The 17,824-nt window shown below is 59.8% G+C and carries 15 protein-coding genes; 10 read left to right on the top strand and 5 right to left on the bottom strand.

Annotation, left to right across the window (positions count from 1 at the left end; all coding sequences use genetic code 11):
• Window positions 1–46 precede the first annotated feature (46 nt).
• From glyQ to B7O88_RS10880, 5 genes are all read left to right on the top strand, one after another.
• Window positions 47–994, top strand: a complete 948-nt coding sequence (gene glyQ / locus B7O88_RS10900) for a glycine--tRNA ligase subunit alpha (RefSeq protein WP_088275908.1) — start codon at window positions 47–49, stop codon at window positions 992–994.
• Complete coding sequence (gene glyS, locus B7O88_RS10895; protein ID WP_088275907.1) at window positions 994–3,075, top strand: glycine--tRNA ligase subunit beta; 2,082 nt, start codon at window positions 994–996, stop codon at window positions 3,073–3,075. Before glyQ ends, glyS begins: the two co-directional genes overlap by 1 nt.
• Window positions 3,076–3,151: 76 nt before the next feature.
• Window positions 3,152–3,685 (top strand): D-glycero-beta-D-manno-heptose 1,7-bisphosphate 7-phosphatase, encoded by a 534-nt coding sequence (gmhB, locus tag B7O88_RS10890; protein ID WP_088275906.1) that lies wholly within the window; start codon window positions 3,152–3,154, stop codon window positions 3,683–3,685.
• Window positions 3,686–3,688: 3 nt separating this feature from the next.
• The gene (locus B7O88_RS10885) at window positions 3,689–4,423 is read left to right on the top strand and encodes a lysophospholipid acyltransferase family protein (RefSeq protein WP_088275904.1); all 735 of its coding nucleotides are present in this window, start codon (window positions 3,689–3,691) and stop codon (window positions 4,421–4,423) included.
• Window positions 4,424–4,497: 74 nt separating this feature from the next.
• Window positions 4,498–5,676 carry a PilT/PilU family type 4a pilus ATPase gene (locus B7O88_RS10880; RefSeq protein ID WP_088275903.1) on the top strand — a complete coding sequence of 393 codons (1,179 nt, stop codon included), beginning with the start codon at window positions 4,498–4,500 and terminating at the stop codon, window positions 5,674–5,676.
• A gap of 58 nt (window positions 5,677–5,734) precedes the next feature.
• Here the strand turns inward: B7O88_RS10880 and gyrB are convergent, their stop codons facing one another.
• From gyrB to dnaA, 4 genes are read right to left on the bottom strand one after another with little or no spacing between them, the layout of a single operon-like run.
• The gene (gene gyrB / locus B7O88_RS10875; RefSeq protein ID WP_088275902.1) at window positions 5,735–8,149 is read right to left on the bottom strand and encodes a DNA topoisomerase (ATP-hydrolyzing) subunit B; all 2,415 of its coding nucleotides are present in this window, start codon (window positions 8,147–8,149) and stop codon (window positions 5,735–5,737) included.
• An 18-nt stretch (window positions 8,150–8,167) separates the two neighbouring features.
• Window positions 8,168–9,262: a DNA replication/repair protein RecF gene (recF, locus tag B7O88_RS10870; protein WP_088275901.1), complete on the bottom strand. Its 1,095-nt coding sequence runs from the start codon at window positions 9,260–9,262 to the stop codon at window positions 8,168–8,170.
• Window positions 9,263–9,268: 6 nt separating this feature from the next.
• Window positions 9,269–10,372 carry a DNA polymerase III subunit beta gene (gene dnaN, locus B7O88_RS10865; protein WP_088275900.1) on the bottom strand — a complete coding sequence of 368 codons (1,104 nt, stop codon included), beginning with the start codon at window positions 10,370–10,372 and terminating at the stop codon, window positions 9,269–9,271.
• A gap of 49 nt (window positions 10,373–10,421) precedes the next feature.
• Window positions 10,422–11,903 (bottom strand): chromosomal replication initiator protein DnaA, encoded by a 1,482-nt coding sequence (dnaA, locus tag B7O88_RS10860; RefSeq protein ID WP_088275899.1) that lies wholly within the window; start codon window positions 11,901–11,903, stop codon window positions 10,422–10,424.
• Window positions 11,904–12,504: 601 nt separating this feature from the next.
• Between dnaA and rpmH the strand changes: the two genes are divergently transcribed.
• The 5 genes from rpmH (at window position 12,505) to mnmE (ending at window position 16,428) form a co-directional block, all read left to right on the top strand.
• Window positions 12,505–12,639, top strand: a complete 135-nt coding sequence (gene rpmH, locus B7O88_RS10855) for a 50S ribosomal protein L34 (protein ID WP_074496262.1) — start codon at window positions 12,505–12,507, stop codon at window positions 12,637–12,639.
• 14 nt (window positions 12,640–12,653) lie between these two features.
• The gene (gene rnpA, locus B7O88_RS10850) at window positions 12,654–13,049 is read left to right on the top strand and encodes a ribonuclease P protein component (protein WP_088275898.1); all 396 of its coding nucleotides are present in this window, start codon (window positions 12,654–12,656) and stop codon (window positions 13,047–13,049) included.
• A complete protein-coding gene (gene yidD / locus B7O88_RS10845; RefSeq protein ID WP_088275896.1) occupies window positions 13,042–13,293 on the top strand; it encodes a membrane protein insertion efficiency factor YidD in 252 nt (83 codons plus the stop codon). The genes rnpA and yidD overlap by 8 nt, the downstream gene beginning before the upstream one ends.
• Window positions 13,290–14,984, top strand: coding sequence for a membrane protein insertase YidC (gene yidC / locus B7O88_RS10840; protein ID WP_088275895.1), 1,695 nt, complete (start codon window positions 13,290–13,292; stop codon window positions 14,982–14,984). The genes yidD and yidC overlap by 4 nt, the downstream gene beginning before the upstream one ends.
• A gap of 73 nt (window positions 14,985–15,057) precedes the next feature.
• Window positions 15,058–16,428: a tRNA uridine-5-carboxymethylaminomethyl(34) synthesis GTPase MnmE gene (gene mnmE / locus B7O88_RS10835; protein WP_088275894.1), complete on the top strand. Its 1,371-nt coding sequence runs from the start codon at window positions 15,058–15,060 to the stop codon at window positions 16,426–16,428.
• Between the two features lie 3 nt (window positions 16,429–16,431).
• On the opposite strand, the gene B7O88_RS10830 is transcribed toward mnmE, so the two are convergent.
• On the bottom strand, window positions 16,432–17,769 hold the full coding sequence (locus B7O88_RS10830) for an MFS transporter (protein ID WP_200818446.1): 1,338 nt from the start codon (window positions 17,767–17,769) through the stop codon (window positions 16,432–16,434).
• Between the last annotated feature and the right edge of the window lie 55 nt (window positions 17,770–17,824).

Genomic DNA, 17,824 nt, shown 5'->3' with positions numbered 1-17,824 from the left:
TATACTTCGGCCTTTCTCAATTTCACAGCCCGACCTGGTGAAACACGTGACTCAGACCAATCCAGCCGTCCACACCTTTCAAGGACTGATCCTTGCCCTGCAAAGCTACTGGGCAGAGCGGGGTTGTGTGGTACTGCAGCCCTACGACATGGAAATGGGTGCCGGCACCTTCCATACAGCCACCTTCCTGCGCGCCATCGGCCCGGAAACCTGGAACGCCGCCTACGTGCAGCCCAGCCGCCGCCCGGCTGACGGCCGCTACGGTGAAAACCCGAACCGCCTGCAGCATTACTACCAGTTCCAGGTGGTGCTCAAGCCGAACCCGGACAACATCCAGGAGCTGTACCTGGATTCGCTGCGTCATATCGGCGTCGACCCGCTGGTACACGACATCCGCTTCGTTGAAGACAACTGGGAATCGCCGACCCTCGGCGCCTGGGGTCTGGGCTGGGAAGTCTGGCTGAACGGCATGGAAGTGACCCAGTTCACCTACTTCCAGCAGGTCGGCGGCGTCGAGTGCTATCCGGTCACCGGTGAGATCACCTACGGTCTGGAGCGTCTGGCGATGTACCTGCAGGGCGTCGACTCGGTCTACGACCTGGTCTACTCCGACGGCCCGTTCGGCAAGGTCAGCTACGGCGACGTGTTCCACCAGAACGAAGTGGAGCAGTCGACCTACAACTTCGAGCACGCCAACGTCGACAAGCTGTTCGGGCTGTTCGATTTCTATGAAAGTGAAGCCAACCGCTTGATGGAACTGGAGCTGCCGCTGCCGGCCTACGAGATGGTCATCAAGGCATCGCACACCTTCAACCTGCTGGACGCCCGTCGCGCCATCTCGGTAACCGAGCGTCAGCGCTACATTCTCCGTGTTCGCACCCTGTCCCGCGCGATTGCCCAGAGCTACCTGCTGGCCCGCGCCCGCCTCGGCTTCCCGATGGCCACCCCCGAATTGCGTGACGAAGTACTGGCCAAGCTGAAGGAGGCCGAATAATGCAGGCGCAGGATTTTCTCGTTGAACTGGGCACCGAAGAGCTGCCTCCCAAGGCCCTGAAGAAGCTGGCCGAAGCCTTTCTGGCCGGGGTTGAAGGCGGCCTGAAGGACACCGGTCTGGGCTACGCCAAGGCCCGCTACTACGCCGCGCCGCGCCGCCTGGCCGTGCTGGTCGAGGCGCTGGCAACCCAGCAGCCAGACCGCACCACCCAGCTTGATGGCCCGCCGTTGCAGGCTGCATTCGACGCCGACGGCAACCCGACCAAGGCCGCCGAGGGCTTTGCCCGCAAGTGTGGCGTCAATCTGGCTGAGATCGACCAGAGGGGCCCGAAGCTGCGCTTCGTGCAGAACATCCCGGGCCAGCCGGCCACCGATCTGCTGCCCGGCATCGTTGACGCCGCACTGGCAGCGCTGCCGATTCCCAAGCGCATGCGCTGGGGTGCCCGCAAGACCGAATTCGTTCGCCCGACCCAGTGGCTGGTCATGCTGCTGGGTGATCAGGTCGTGCCCTGCGAGATTCTCTCACAGCGTGCCGGTAACCTGTCCCGCGGCCACCGCTTCCACCACCCGGATCAGGTCACCATCGCCAGTCCGGCTGCCTACGCCGAGACCCTGCGCAGCGCCCACGTGATCGCCGATTTCGCCGAACGCCGCGAGATCATCAAGAGCCGCGTCGACACCCTGGCCGCCGAGCAGCAGGGCACGGCCATCGTGCCGGCCGATCTGCTCGACGAAGTCACCGCGCTGGTCGAATGGCCGGTACCGCTGGTCTGCAGCTTCGAGGAGCGCTTCCTTGAGGTGCCGCAGGAAGCGCTGATTTCCACCATGCAGGATAACCAGAAGTACTTCTGCCTGCTGGATGCCAACGGCAAGCTGCTGCCGCGCTTTATCACCATCTCCAACCTGGAGAGCAAGGACCCGGCACAGATCATCGCCGGTAACGAGAAGGTAGTGCGCCCGCGCCTGACCGACGCCGAGTTCTTCTTCAAGCAGGACCAGAAACAGCCGCTGGAAACCCGCAACCAGCGTCTGGCGAACGTGGTATTCCAGGCCGAGCTGGGCAGCGTATTCGACAAGGCCAAACGCGTGTCCGAGCTGGCCGGCTTTATTGCCGAGCACATCGGCGGCGACGCCGGCCGTGCTGCCCGTGCGGGCCTGCTGTCCAAGTGCGACCTTGCAACCGAGATGGTCGGCGAGTTTCCGGAACTGCAGGGTATTGCCGGCTACTACTACGCCAAGCACGACGGCGAAGCCGACGACGTGGCGCTGGCACTGAACGAGCAGTACATGCCGCGCGGTGCCGGGGCCGAACTGCCAAGCACCCTCACCGGCGCTGCAGTGGCGCTGGCAGACAAGATCGACACCCTGGTCTGCATCTTCGGTATCGGCATGCTGCCGACCGGCTCCAAGGACCCGTATGCCCTGCGCCGTGCCGCCCTCGGCGTCCTGCGTATCCTGATCGAGAAGCAGCTGGACCTGGATCTGGCCACTGCGCTGGAACACGCCGTGGAGACCAACCAGGAACTGGGCTTTGCCCAGGCGACTACCGCCGGACTGAAAGGTGAGGCGCTGGTTGCCCAGGTGCAGGACTTCATCTTCGATCGCCTGCGCGCCCGCTACGAGGATGAAGGTATCGACGTTGCGGTGTACCAGTCGGTACGCGCCGTCAGCCCCACCTCGCCGCTGGACTTCGATCAGCGTGTACAGGCCGTCCAGGCCTTCCGCCGACTGCCCGAGGCCGAGGCCCTGGCTGCTGCCAACAAGCGGGTGTCCAACATCCTGTCCAAGGCTGACGGCAGCGTCAGCGAGCAGATCAATACTGCGCTGCTGCAGGAAGCCGCCGAGCAGGCACTGGCGAACGCCATCGCCGCTGCAGAGCAGGCGGTAGCGCCGCTGGCATCCCAACGGCAGTACAACGCGACGCTGGAGCAACTGGCCGCCCTGCGCGCGCCGGTGGACGCCTTCTTCGAACAGGTACTGGTCAACGCCGAGGATGACGCCGTCAAGACCAACCGCTACGCGTTGCTGGCACGTCTGCGCGGCCTGTTCCTCGGCGTTGCGGATATTTCGCTGCTCGGCTGACGCCGCTGCAAGCTACAAGCTGCAAGCGGCAAGCCGCCCGTGCTGACTTGTAGCTTGCCGCTTGGAGCTTGTCGCTATGAAGTTAATCATTCTCGACCGCGACGGGGTCATCAATCAGGACTCCGACGCCTATATCAAATCCCTCGACGAGTGGATTCCCTTACCCGGCTCCATCGACGCCATTGCGCGCCTGAGCAAGGCCGGCTGGACTGTCGCAGTGGCCACCAACCAATCTGGTATTGGCCGGGGCTACTATGACGAGGCCACGCTGCAGGCCATGCATGACCGGCTGCGCCAGCTGGTAGCAGAGCAGGGCGGCAAGGTGGATCTGATACGTTACTGTCCGCACGCTCCTGATGCCGGTTGCGATTGCCGCAAGCCGCTGCCAGGGCTGTTCAGGCAGATTGCCGATGACCTTGGCCAGCCGCTCGATGGCGTTCCCACCGTGGGCGATAGCCTGCGTGACCTCGAGGCCGGCTGCGCCGTCGGTTGTACGCCCTATCTGGTACGTACCGGCAAGGGTGCGAATGCCGAGCACAAGACACTGCCCGCCGGTACGCGGGTATTCGATGATCTGGCAGCTGTTGTCGACCACCTCCTGGAAGCTTGAACCATGTCTCTGCTGATGCGCCTTCGCGTCGTTTTGTTCTACCTGTTGCTGTCGGCCAGCGCTGCCGTCTGGTGCATTCTGGTCACCCCGCTCGCGCTGTTTCTGAGCGTTCGCTGGCGGATCAAGGTCATCATCGAGTGGTGGTCCGCTATCGCTGTGTGGCTGGCGAAGAACATCGTCGGCATCCGCTACGAGATATCCGGTCTGGAGAACATTCCGGATCAGCCAGGGGTGATCCTCGCCAACCACCAGAGCACCTGGGAAACCTTCTTTCTGCCACGTGTATTCCGTCCGCAAACCCAGTTGATCAAGCGCGAGCTGCTGTATGTCCCCTTCTTTGGCTGGGCCTTTGCGCTGGCCAAACCGATTGCGATTGACCGCAGCAAGGCGCGCGACTCGCTGCAGCAGCTGACACGCACTGGCGGTGAACGCCTGAAGGACGGCATGTGGATCCTGGTCTTCCCGGAAGGTACCCGCATCGCCCCCGGAGAGACGGTCAAATTCTCCCGTGGTGGCGCTGCGCTAGCCTGTGCCAATAACGCCCCCATTATTCCCGTTGCGCACAATGCCGGGGAGTTCTGGCCGCGTCAGGGCTGGGCCAAGAAGCCCGGCACCGTCAAGGTGATGATCGGCCCCGCGATCTATCCGGCCGGTGCCGATCCGCGCTCGATCGTCGCCGCCAACAAACAGGCTGAAAGCTGGATCAACCAGCAGTTGCAGGGCCTGAAAGACGCCTAAGCCCGACTGGTCCATAATGGGTGTTCTGACGCGGCGTACCGCGATTTCATCAACTGCTCGACCGGTGTCTTGATATGGATATTAACCGCTACCTCCGCGCCCTGGCCGAAAAGGGCGGCTCCGACCTGTTTTTCAGTGTCGGTGCGCCCGTGACCCTCAAGCGTGAGGGTGACTTCTTCGCCTTCGGCAATCAGCCGCTGGCAGCCGGTGCCGTCAGGGAACTGGCCTGGCAGGTGATGAACGAAAAGCAGATTGAGGAGTTCGAACGCGAGCAGGAGATGAACCTGGCGGTTGGCCTACCCAACCTGGGCCGCTTCCGCATCAACGTGTTCTACCAGCGCAGTGAAGTAGGTATGGTCGTGCGCCATATCAGCAACAAGATTCCTCCCTTCGCTGACCTTGGCCTGCCGCAGCAGCTGGAACGACTGGCACTCAAGGATCGCGGCCTGGTGCTGGTGGTCGGCGCCACCGGTTCAGGCAAGTCGACAACCCTCGCCTCCATGCTGGATTACCGCAATACCAATCGGGCGGGACACATTGTCTGCATTGAAGACCCGATCGAGTTTCTGCACAGGCACAAGAAATCGATCATCGATCAGCGGGAAGTCGGCCTGGATACCCAGAGCTTCGAACATGCGCTGCGCAATGTTCTGCGCGAATCGCCTGACGTCATCATGATCGGCGAGATACGCGACAAGGCGACCATGCAGCACGCGCTGCACTACAGCGAGACCGGTCACCTGGTGGTTGCCACCCTGCACGCCACCAACAGCGTCCAGGCCATCGAGCGCATGGTCAACCTGTTCCCGGAAGGCGAGCGCAAACAGACGCTCAGTGATATCTCGATGAATCTGGCAGGCATTATTGCCCAGCGGCTGGTACCTGCGGTGCATCAGAAGCGCGTGGCCGCCGTCGAGGTACTGCTGCGCACGCCCTACATCCGTAACCTGATTGCCCGCGACGAACTGTCCGAGATCAAGGACTCGATGAACCGCGGCCAGGAGCCCGGCCTGCAAAGCTTTGATCAGCACCTGTACGACCTGCTGACCGACGGCAAGATCACCATGGAGATGGCGCTGCGCTACGCTGACTCGCCAACGGATCTGAAGCTGAAGTCCAAGTTCAGCGATACCCGCAGCGAATCGCCATTGGGCATGCCACAGCAACCTGAACCAGAACCGGAACTTTCATTCAAGCCGGCAACGCCGGGTAACGAGTTTTCCGATTCCGATCTGACCGACGACTTTCGTTGATCGCCAGACACTAAAAACCCCTTTGACCCTACGATCAAAGGGGTTTTTTATCGCCTGATCAGACGTCCAGGTTGGACACCGCCAGAGCATTGGACTCGATAAATTCGCGGCGCGGTTCCACGTGGTCACCCATCAGCGTGTTGAAGATCTGGTCCGCAGCGATAGCGTCTTCAATATTCACCCGCAGCATACGGCGACTTTCCGGATCCATGGTGGTTTCCCACAGCTGCTCCGGATTCATCTCGCCCAGCCCCTTGTAACGCTGGATAGTATGACGGCGTGCGGTTTCGTTCATCATCCATTCAAGGGCTTCCTTGAAGTTGCTGATCGGCTTCTTGCGCTCGCCGCGCTGCATATAGGCGCCGGGCTCCAGCAGGGTCTGCAGCTTCTCACCCAGCTCGGCCATGGTGCGATAGTCATTGCTGGCGAACAGGTCACGGTTGAAGGTGACATAGTTCGACAAACCGTGGGTAATGGACTCGACCTCCGGTAGCCAGAGATGCCGTTCCGGGTCTTCCCGAAGGCTGACACGGAACTCCTGACCGGATCGCTCCGTGGGTGCGACGCGCTCTGCAAACCCTTTAATCCAGGTCTCCATAAAGGCCTTATCGGCCAGGTTCTCCACACTCAGGCGGGGCAGATAGATGAAGTGCTCCATCAACTCCTGCGGATACAGGCGAGCCAGGCGCTTGAGCGTTTTCATCACGCTGCGGAATTCCTGTACCAGACGCTCCAGTGCCTGACCGGTGATCCCCAGCGCGCCTTCGGTAACGTACAGATAGGAATCTTCAAGGGCTGACTGTGTCAGGTACTCTTCGAGTGCCTCATCGTCCTTCAGGTACTGTTCCTGCTTGCCCTTCTTGATCTTGTAGAGCGGCGGCTGGGCAATGTAGATGTAGCCGTTTTCGATCAGCTCTGGCATTTGACGGAAGAAGAACGTCAGCAGCAGAGTACGAATGTGCGAGCCGTCGACGTCAGCATCGGTCATGATGATGATGTTGTGGTAACGCAGCTTTTGGATGTTGAACTCTTCGCGGCCAATACCACAACCCAATGCGGTAATCAGCGTGCCCACCTCGGCAGAGGAGAGCATCTTGTCAAAGCGTGCCTTCTCGACGTTGAGGATCTTACCCTTCAGCGGCAGGATGGCCTGGGTCCGGCGGTTACGGCCCTGCTTGGCAGAGCCGCCCGCGGAGTCACCTTCCACAATGTAGAGTTCAGACAGTGCCGGATCCTTCTCCTGGCAATCTGCCAGTTTGCCCGGCAGGCCGGCGATATCCAGTGCGCCTTTGCGGCGGGTCATTTCACGGGCCTTGCGGGCGGCTTCGCGTGCCCGGGCGGCATCAATCATCTTGCCCACTACGGCCTTGGCCTCACCGGGCTTCTCCAGCAGGTAGTCGGCAAAGAATTTGTTCATTTCCTGCTCGACGGCGGTCTTCACTTCGGATGACACCAGCTTGTCCTTGGTCTGGGACGAGAACTTGGGATCCGGCACCTTGACCGAAATGATGGCCGTCAAACCTTCACGGGCATCGTCACCAGAGGTATTGACCTTAAGCTTTTTCAGCAAGCCTTCCTGTTCGATATAGCTGTTCAGGCTGCGGGTGAGAGCGCTGCGGAAGCCGGCGAGGTGCGTACCGCCATCGCGCTGGGGAATGTTGTTGGTGAAGCAGAGAATGCTCTCGTTAAAGCTGTCATTCCACTGCATCGCCACTTCAACGCCGATGCCGTCTTCACGCTGAAGATTGAAGTGGAACACCGAGTTGATGGTGCTCTTGTTCTGGTTCAGGTACTCGACGAATGCGCGCAGGCCGCCTTCGTAGCGGAACAGTTCGTGCTTGCCAGTGCGCTCGTCTCGCAGGTTGATACCCACCCCGGAGTTCAGGAAAGACAGTTCGCGCAGGCGTTTGGCGAGGATATCCCAGCTGAATGAGATGCTGCTGAAGGTCTCGGCCGAGGGTTTGAAATGAATCTGGGTACCCGTGCTATCGGTGTCACCAACTGCCGCCAGAGGGGCTTGCGGCACACCATGGACGTAGGTCTGCTCCCAGACCTTGCCTTCGCGGCGAATGGTCAACACCAGCTTCTCCGAGAGGGCGTTTACCACCGATACACCCACACCGTGCAGACCGCCGGAGACCTTGTAGCTGTTATCGTCGAACTTACCGCCGGCGTGCAGAACAGTCATGATGACCTCTGCAGCGGACACCCCTTCCTCGTGTGCATCGACCGGGATACCGCGGCCGTTGTCACGGACACTGATCGACTCGTCGGTATGGATGGTGATGTCGATATCACTGCAGTAGCCAGCCAGGGCTTCATCGATCGAGTTATCGACGACTTCAAAGACCATGTGGTGAAGGCCGGTGCCGTCATCGGTGTCACCGATGTACATACCGGGACGCTTACGCACCGCATCAAGGCCCTTCAGAACCTTAATACTCGATGAATCATAGGCTTTGTTATCGGTCATCTTAAGTCACTCCAGACTTCATTCGGTCTGCACAATGTGCCCATGTTCCACGTGGAACATGGATAAGGGTGTGTCTGCTTGCCAGCATTCACTCAACGAATCCGCATCGACGCAGCTGATAAACACCTGACAATCGAGCGACTCGAGCAAGCGGCACAGCGCTTGCCGATGGTGACGATCCAGCTCAGAGGGGAGGTCGTCGACCAGGAATACACAATCTCGCTGCCTTTCCATCAGACCTAGCAGCCGCCCTTGCGCGATCTTCATCGCACAGACGACCAGCTTTTGCTGACCTCTGGACAACACTTCGGCGGCGTTCATCCCGTTGACCCGCAGTCGCAGGTCAGCGCGCTGTGGGCCAGCCTGGGTATGCCCGAGTGCTATATCACGATCGAACTGCGACTCCAGCACCTCAGCCAGACCGCGCTCGCGATCCCAACCGCGAAAATAGCTTAGCGTTAGCCCATCTATCTGCAGCAGCTCCGCGAGTACGCCTTCGAACACCGGCTTCAGCTGTTGCAGATACGCCTGTCGGAAGCCGTCAATCTGCTCGCCAGAAGCGACCAGCTCGGCCTCCCAGGGGGCTAGCAGCGAACGTTCGATTCTACCACGTCGCAGCAGCGAATTCCGTTGTTTGAGGCTCTTTTGCAGTCGTTGCCACGCCGGGAGAAAACGATGTTCCACGTGGAACACACCCCAATCCAGATACTGCCGACGTTGTTTGGGAGCGCCCTCAAGCAAGCGAAAACTGTCCGGGTTGATCAACTGCAATGGCAGGACTTCGGCGAGCTCGGCGGTACTACGTGCGTTCTGGCCATTGATACGAATGTCGTAGTCGGCCTGCCGACTGCGAGTAATACCAATCTTGCTGGAGTTGCCACCCGACAAAAAAACCTCGCCAAAGACAGTACAGCTATCCTGCTGGTACTGAATAACGGGCTGCAATCGGGTACTGCGGAAGGATCGGGCGAGGCCAAGAATATGAATGGCCTCAAGCAAGCTGGTCTTGCCACTGCCGTTCGGACCGGAAACGAGGTTGATACGAGGAGAGGGGAGAAGGGTCACCGGGTTCAGATTACGCACCGCGGTGACCGTCAAACGAGATAGCGGCATTGCGCGTCAGAGACGCATCGGCATGACGACGTAAAGGCTTTCGTCAGATTCGGCTTCCTGGATCAGTGCACTGCTGTTGGCATCAGACAACACCAGCTTGGCCTGCTCGTGACCCAGTACGTTCATCACATCCAGCAGGTAGCTGACGTTGAAGCCGATCTCAAGCGGTGCACCGCTGTAATCCACCACGACTTCTTCTTCGGCTTCTTCCTGCTCGGGGTTGTTGGCCTGAATCTTCAGTTGACCCGATTCCAGTGTCAGACGGATACCGCGATACTTTTCATTGGACAGAATCGCCGTCCGGCTAAACGCGTCACGCAGGCTATGGCGATCAGCCACAACAATCTTGTCGCCGCCGCGCGGCAACACGCGCTCGTAGTCCGGGAACTTGCCATCCACCAGTTTGGAGGTAAAGGTAAAGTCACCGGTGGTAGCGCGAATGTGGTGCGTACCCAGTACGACGTTAACCAGGTCATCGGCCTCGCCAAGCAGACGCGCCAATTCAAGAACGCCCTTGCGCGGCACAATCAACTGGTAGCGTTCCTGGTAATCGATGTTCGCATCAACGGTGCACATCGCCATGCGGTGGCCGTCGGTCGCGACCGCCCGCAGCTGACCCTGATTGATCTCCAGCAGCAGACCGTTCAGATAATAGCGTACGTCCTGCTGCGCCATGGCAAAGCTGGTGCGCTCAATCAGGCGACGCAGCTTACCCTGACTGACGGCGAAACTCATCGCACCCGGGCCGTCTTCAACATTGGGGAAATCGTTTGCCGGCAGGGTCGCCAGGGTAAACCGACTGCGCCCGGCCTTGATCAGTGCCTTGCCGTCTTCGACCTTGAAGTTCAGCGTGGCATCGTCCGGCAACGATTTACAGATATCCATCAGCTTGCGGGCAGGAACGGTTATCTCGCCGTCCTCGCAGGCTTCATCCAACGCGATACGGCCAACCAGCTCGACTTCCAGGTCGGTACCGGTCAGTGACAGGGTGTTGCCGTCGACCACGAGCAGGACGTTGGACAGAACCGGCAGGGTCTGGCGACGTTCCACAACGCCGGCAACCAGTTGCAGGGGCTTCAACAGAGCTTCTCGCTGAATGGTGAATTGCATTGTCTTCCTTCGACCTCGTGCTGGTTGGCAGTGATGTGGGCTGACGGGCTCAGGTCGTCAGCGTCCTCAACAGATTCTTGTAGTCCTCGCGGATATCCGCATCAGTCTCGCGCAACTCGGCAATCTTGCGCGTGGCATGCAATACCGTTGTGTGATCCCGTCCACCAAACGCATCGCCAATCTCGGGAAGGCTGTGGTTGGTCAACTCCTTGGCCAGGGCCATGGCAACCTGACGGGGCCGTGCAACGGAGCGGGAGCGACGTTTGGACAGGACGTCGGCTACCTTGATCTTGTAGTACTCGGCGACGGTGCGCTGAATATTATCGATACTCACCAACTTGTCCTGCAAGGCGAGCAGGTCCTTGAGCGACTCACGAATCAGCTCAATGGTGATGTCGCGTCCCATAAAATGCGCACTGGCGATGACCCGCTTGAGTGCACCTTCCAGTTCGCGGACGTTGGAGCGAATACGCTGGGCAATAAAGAAAGCCGCATCGTGAGGCAGATCAACCCGGGACTGCTCGGCCTTCTTCATCAGAATGGCAACGCGGGTTTCCAGCTCGGGCGGCTCGACAGCGACGGTCAGGCCCCAACCAAAACGAGACTTGAGCCGCTCTTCCAAGCCGTCAATTTCCTTGGGGTACCGGTCACTGGTGAGAATGACCTGCTGCCCGCCTTCAAGCAGCGCGTTGAAGGTGTGGAAGAACTCTTCCTGCGAGCGCTCTTTCTTGGCAAAGAACTGAATATCGTCAATCAACAGCGCATCGACCGAACGGTAATAACGCTTGAAGTCGTTGATGGCGTTCATTTGCAGCGCCTTGACCATATCGGCGACGAAACGCTCGGAATGCAGATACACGATCCGGGCAGCCGGATTCTTCTTCAGCAGATGGTTACCAACCGCGTGCATCAAGTGGGTCTTGCCCAGGCCAACGCCCCCATAAAGGAACAGCGGGTTATAGCCATGCTTGGGATTGTCCGCAACCTGCCAGGCTGCAGCGCGGGCAAGCTGGTTAGACTTGCCCTCGACGAAGTTCTCGAAGGTAAAACTGCGGTTAAGCAGACTGGTGTGCTTGATCAAGGTCGGCGGCGCCTGCGGCTGATCTGCAGAATTACCGGCCAGTTCAGCGGCTGCCTCGGCAGTACCGCTGTGATCAACCAGCGGTTGCGGCTGAGACTCGACCACCACCGGCGTAACCGGAGCAGCTACCGGAATCGGTGCAGGGGCAGCTGTCGCTGACTGCAGCGGTCGCGGCGCAGGCGCGGAGACCGGCGCGGCAGCAGTACGACGACTGCCAATCAGCAGCGACACCATCGGCGCCTGCCCCTGAGACAAATCGTCCATCAACTCCTGGATGCGATTGAGGTACTTGTCATTGACCCAGTCCAGCACGAACCGGTTGGGTGCATACAGACGGATCTCCGCCTGGTCGCCATCGACCTGCAACGGGCGAATCCAGGTATTGAACTGTTGGGATGGTAGCTCATCACGCAAAAAATCGATGCATTGCTGCCAAAGTGCAACAGACACTGAATTCCCCCGGGACCACTGATGCCAGCGGCTGTTATTGAGTACAAAAAAGAGACTTCAGACCGCACTGAAAAGCGGTACTGACAGAGCGCTCTATTCTATCTGCTCCCCCCCTACTTATCCACACGCGTGACCGAAGCCGGGCTAAAAAAGTATCGCCAACGCCGACCCTCGACGTGCAGCAGAAACGATGAAAAAACGGTAACACCCGCGAAATCAGGGCGCCGTAGAAGCTGTGGACAAGGCAGCCTCAACATTGTTGGCAACAGAGCACGATCAATGGGGATAACTCCACCTGTGGATATCCCGCCCGGTTATCCACAGGTGGAGCACAGGAGTCAGATAGTCCGGGCAACCGGATGTCAACAGCCTTATGCTTACGGCAACCCATTGAGCTATATGGGAAAATTCAGGTTACCCACAGAAATGTGGTCGCCTATACATAGCTATATCTTTAATCTCTTAAACAATCTCATTTCTTATATTTTTATCTATTCACGGGACGTTGAAAGGAAATTGACCACGGCACACTTTTTCTCTAGAATCACCGGTCCCTCGGAGGGGCACTTTGCTCTGATGTAACTTACTCAGGTATCTGAAGATGAAAAGAACGTTCCAACCCAGCGTACTGAAGCGCAAGCGCAACCACGGTTTCCGTGCTCGTATGGCTACCAAGAACGGCCGCGCTGTTCTGGCTCGCCGTCGTGCCAAAGGCCGTGCACGCCTGTCAGCCTAAGACCCGGTTTCCAGGTGGATCTCGGATTCGGCCCTGAATACAGGTTACTAAAACCTGGCCAGTTCAAAACCGTATTCGATGGAGCCACCTGCAAGGCCTCAGGACCCAGTCTGCTGCTGCTGGCCAGAGAAAACTCTCTGAGCCACGCGCGACTGGGTCTGGTCATTGCCAAGAAAAATGTCCGGCATGCGGTAGACCGCAACAAGGTCAAACGCATTGCTCGTGAATCGTTCAGACAGCATCGCGCTGAACTGGGCAATCTGGACATTGTCGTACTCGCCCGCAAGGGAGTAGGCGACCTGGACAATGCTGCGTTACATGCTCTGTATCAGGGCATGTGGCGCAGGCTGATCAAATCTGCTGCCAAAAACCGCTCACGTGACCCTGGACCCTCGTCATCCAATGCGTAGCATCGCGTTAGGGCTGATCAAGGTTTACCGCTACGCTATCAGTCCCCTGATGGCCAGTCACTGCCGTTTCTATCCCTCCTGTTCCTGCTACGCCCAGGAAGCCATCGAACAGCATGGTCTTCTCAAGGGAGGCTTGCTCAGTGCGCGCCGCCTCGGACGTTGCCACCCATGGAATCCCGGTGGGTATGATCCGGTACCCCCAGCTTCTGCCAACCGACCGAACCGAATGGCCAACAAACCATGAACCTCCAACGAAATATCCTCATTGGTGCACTGCTGGTTATCACCTATCTGATGGTGGTGCAGTGGAACAAGGATTTTGTCCAGCAGGATCTTGCGCCCGCAGCCCAGACGCAAGTAACCCCCCAGGACAGCAGTGACCTGCCCGGCGATCCTGGCGCCGTTGCCGATCCGCTGAACAGCGACGTTCCCGCGGCGATCAGTGCCGACGGTGAGGCACTGACGCCGGCCCAGGTGACGACTCCTTCCGCTGACGGTCAGCTGGTTCAGGTGAAAACCGACACCCTGGAACTGAGCATCAACCCGGTTGGTGGTGACATCGTTTCACTCACCCTGCCTCAGTATCCGACCCGCAAGGATCGTCCGGATCTGCCGTTCCAGCTGCTGGAACAATCGGGTAACCGTACCTACATTGCTCAAAGTGGTCTGACAGGGCAACAGGGCCCGGACAAGTCCACCGGCCGTGCACGCTACAGTGTCGAGCAGAACAGCTACACCCTGGCAGACGGCCAGGAGCAGCTGGTTGTTGACCTGAAATCCAGCAGCGACGGCGTGGATTTCACCAAGCGCTTCACCTTCACCCGTGGCAGCTATCTGGTCGACGTCAGCTACCTGATCGACAACCAGAGCGCGCAGCCCTGGAGCGGCAGCCTGTTTGGTCAGATCAAGCGCGATGGCAGTGGTGATCCGTCCAGCTCTACCGCAACCGGTATGGCCACCTTCCTCGGTGCCGCCTACTGGAGTGCCGATAACTCCTACACCAAGTTGAGTCTGTCCGACCTGGACGACAAGCAGCTGAGCGAGAGCGTGTCCGGTGGCTGGGTTGCCTGGCTGCAACACTACTTTGTCAGCGCCTGGGTTCCGAATGCCGAAACCAAGCACACCTACCGCACCCTGAAGGACCGCGGTGGCAACTACATCGTCGGCTTCACCAGCCCGTCGGTTCAGGTTGCAGCTGGTGAACAGCAGACCATTTCTGCCAGCTTCTACGCCGGCCCGAAAATTCAGGACGACCTGAAAGCCATTTCTCCCGGTCTGGAATTGACGGTCGACTACGGCTTCCTCTGGTGGATCGCCCAGCCGCTGTTCTGGGTTCTGAGCCTGATCCACGGCTTCGTCGGCAACTGGGGCTGGAGCATCATCCTGCTGACCTGCCTGATCAAGCTGATCTTCTTCCCGCTGTCTGCAACCAGCTATCGCTCCATGGCCAACATGCGCCGCGTTGCACCCAAGCTGCAGGCGCTGCGTGAGCAGTATGGCGATGACCGTCAGAAAATGTCCCAGGGTATGATGGAGCTGTACAAGAAGGAGAAGATCAACCCGCTGGGTGGCTGTCTGCCGATTCTGGTGCAGATGCCGGTCTTCATCGCCCTGTACTGGGTACTGATGGAAAGCGTCGAGATCCGTCAGGCCGAATGGCTGGGCTGGATCACCGACCTGTCGCTGAAAGACCCATACTTCATCCTGCCGATCATCATGGGCGCGACCATGTTCCTGCAACAGCAGCTGAACCCGACGCCGCCGGATCCGATGCAGGCCAAGGTAATGAAGATGCTGCCGATTGTCTTCACCTTCTTCTTCCTGTGGTTCCCGGCAGGTCTGGTGCTGTACTGGGTAGTCAACAACTGTCTGTCGATCGCACAACAGTGGTACATTACCCGCCAGATCGAAAAGGGCGCTGCGAGCAAGGACTAAGGTTCGGCACACCGCCAGTCAAACGCCCCGTTTTCGGGGCGTTTTGCTATCCACTGAAAACACCGGAGCCGCCATGAGCAAGCCTTATCACGCCGATACCATTGCCGCGCTGGCGACTGCCCCCGGCCAAGGCGGCGTCGGTATCATCCGGGTCTCCGGTCCCGGAGCCCGAGACATTGCCCAGCGCATCGCCCGCCGCGAGCTGCAACCGCGCTATGCCCACTATGGCCCGTTCTGGTCAGGTGAGCAGACACTGGACGAAGGTATCGCGCTGTTCTTCCCCGGCCCGCATTCCTTTACCGGTGAAGACGTGCTGGAGCTGCAGGGCCACGGCGGCCCGGTGGTGATGGATCTGCTGCTCAAGGCCTGTCTGGCCGCTGGTGCTCGTCAGGCGCGTCCCGGTGAATTCAGCGAACGCGCCTTCCTCAACGACAAACTGGATCTGGCCCAGGCCGAGGCCATTGCCGACCTGATTGAGGCCAGCTCCGAGCAGGCCGCGCGCAACGCGCTGAATTCGCTGCAGGGCGCATTCTCCCAGCGCGTGCACAGCCTGACCGAGTCGCTGATTGCGTTGCGTATCTATGTCGAAGCGGCCATCGATTTTCCCGAGGAAGAGATCGACTTTCTCGCCGACGGTCACGTGCTCAATCAGCTGCAGCAGGTGCAGGCAGACCTGCAGCAGGTCCAGCGTCAGGCCGGGCAGGGCGCACTGCTGCGCGACGGCATGACGGTGGTGATCGCCGGTCGACCCAACGCCGGCAAGTCCAGTCTGCTCAATGCTCTGGCCGGGCGCGAGAGCGCCATCGTCACCGATATTGCCGGCACCACGCGGGATATCCTGCGCGAACATATCCACATCGATGGCATGCCGTTGCACATCATCGACACCGCCGGCCTGCGCGACACAGAGGATCAGGTTGAGCGCATCGGCGTGCAAAGAGCGATGGCAGCAATCAGCGACGCTGACCGGATTCTGCTGATGGTCGATGCCAGTCAGCCGGAAGCGAAGAACCCGGAGTTGCTGTGGCCCGAGTTTCTCGAACAACACCCTGATCCGGCCAAGGTCACGCTGATTTACAACAAGGTAGACGTCACCGGCGATGCGGTAGCAGTCGAAACGGCGGATGATGGCTCGGTGGTCTTGCACCTGTCGGCCCGTCAGGGTGATGGTATCGACCTGCTACGCGAGCACCTGAAGGCCTGCATGGGCTTTGAGCAGACCGGCGAGAGCCTGTTCAGTGCCCGCCGCCGTCACCTGGAGGCGCTGGAAGAAGCCGCCACGTATCTTCAGCACGGCTTTGATCAACTGACCCTGATGGGGGCCGGCGAATTGCTGGCCGAAGACCTGCGCATGGCGCAGCAGGCGCTCGGCAAGATCACCGGCGAGTTCTCCGCCGATGATCTGCTGGGGCGGATTTTCTCCAGCTTCTGCATCGGCAAGTAACCTTTATCCCGAGCGCGGCTGGCTTAGCCGCAAGGTACTGACAGCCGCTGCAAGGCAGGCAAAGCAACCGGCGGCGATCAACGCGGCATGGGTGCCATTGTCGACGAACAGGTTGAACATCAACGCCACCAGCGCCGCACCGCTGGTCTGGCCAACCAGCCTGGCGGTGCTCAGCATGCCACTGGCGCCGCCACTGCGGTGCAAGGGGGCAGCGGTAATGATGGTGTGATTGTTGGGCGACTGGAACAGCCCGAACCCGGCGCCGCACAGCACCATCCAGCCGAGTATTGCGCCAGTTCCCGGCTTGTCCGGCAATGCTGCCAAGCCCCAAAGACCTCCGGCGAACAGCAGCATGCCAATACCACCCAGCAAGCCCGCGTGAAAGCGCTCCAGCAGCCGCCCGGCCAGGGGCGCGCTAACCATGGTCGCCAGCGGCCAGGGCGTCATCAGCAAACCGGTTTGCATGGCATTGAGTCCAAGCTGCTGCTGGAAGTAGAAGGGGATGGAGACCATCGCCAGCATCTGCCCGGCGAACGCGGTGATCGAACTGCCGATCGACAGGGCAAAAATGGGAATGCGCAGCAGATCCACCGGCAGCAACGGCATGCTACGGCTCAGCTGTCGGCGCACGAACAGCCAACCCAGCGGGCCGCCAATCAACAATGGCCCGAGCAGCCACCAGCCGGCGTGGCCCTGGGCTACACCGGTGACAGCCATAAAGAAGCAACCCAGCGTAAGTACATTAAGCACTGCGCTTGGCAGATCAAAGCGCAGGCTAGGTACACCTTCATTGGCGGGCAGAAACTTCCAGCCCATCAGCAGGGCCAGCAGGCCGACGGGGGCGCTGACCGCAAACAGCCAGGGCCAACTGGCGAGCGACAAAATGACTGCTGCCACGCTGGGGCCGGCAGCGGCGGCCACCGAGACGATCAGGGTATTGAGCGCCACACCGCGGGCCAGGCGTGCGCGGGGATAAATCAGTCGGGTCAGGGCGCCGTTGACGCTCATCACCGCTGCAGCGCCCAGCCCCTGCAGCATGCGCGCAAGGGTCAGCTGCAACAATGAATCACTCAGGGCGCAGACTATCGACATGGCAGAAAACACCGCCAGCCCGATCAGATAGATACGCCGGTAGCTCCACAGGTCGCCAAGCGAAGCCAGAGGCAGCAAGCTGACCGCTATCACCAGCTGGTAGGCGTTGACCACCCAGATCGAGTTGGCCGCACTGGTGCCCAGATCATTGGCGATGGTGGGCAATGCGACATTGGCAATCATGCCGTCCAGCACGGCCATGGTCACGCCCAGCGCAATCGCAATGATCGCGCCGAGTCGTGCGGGCATGGGTAATCCGTCGTTGCTGGCAGGTGACACAACTCGCCTCGATAGAGCAGAACCA

The sequence above is a fragment of the Halopseudomonas aestusnigri genome (genome assembly GCF_002197985.1).
Classification (GTDB): domain Bacteria; phylum Pseudomonadota; class Gammaproteobacteria; order Pseudomonadales; family Pseudomonadaceae; genus Halopseudomonas; species Halopseudomonas aestusnigri.
The sequence above is the reverse complement of the archived record's forward strand: the minus strand, read 5'-3'. Positions and strand labels throughout refer to the sequence as shown.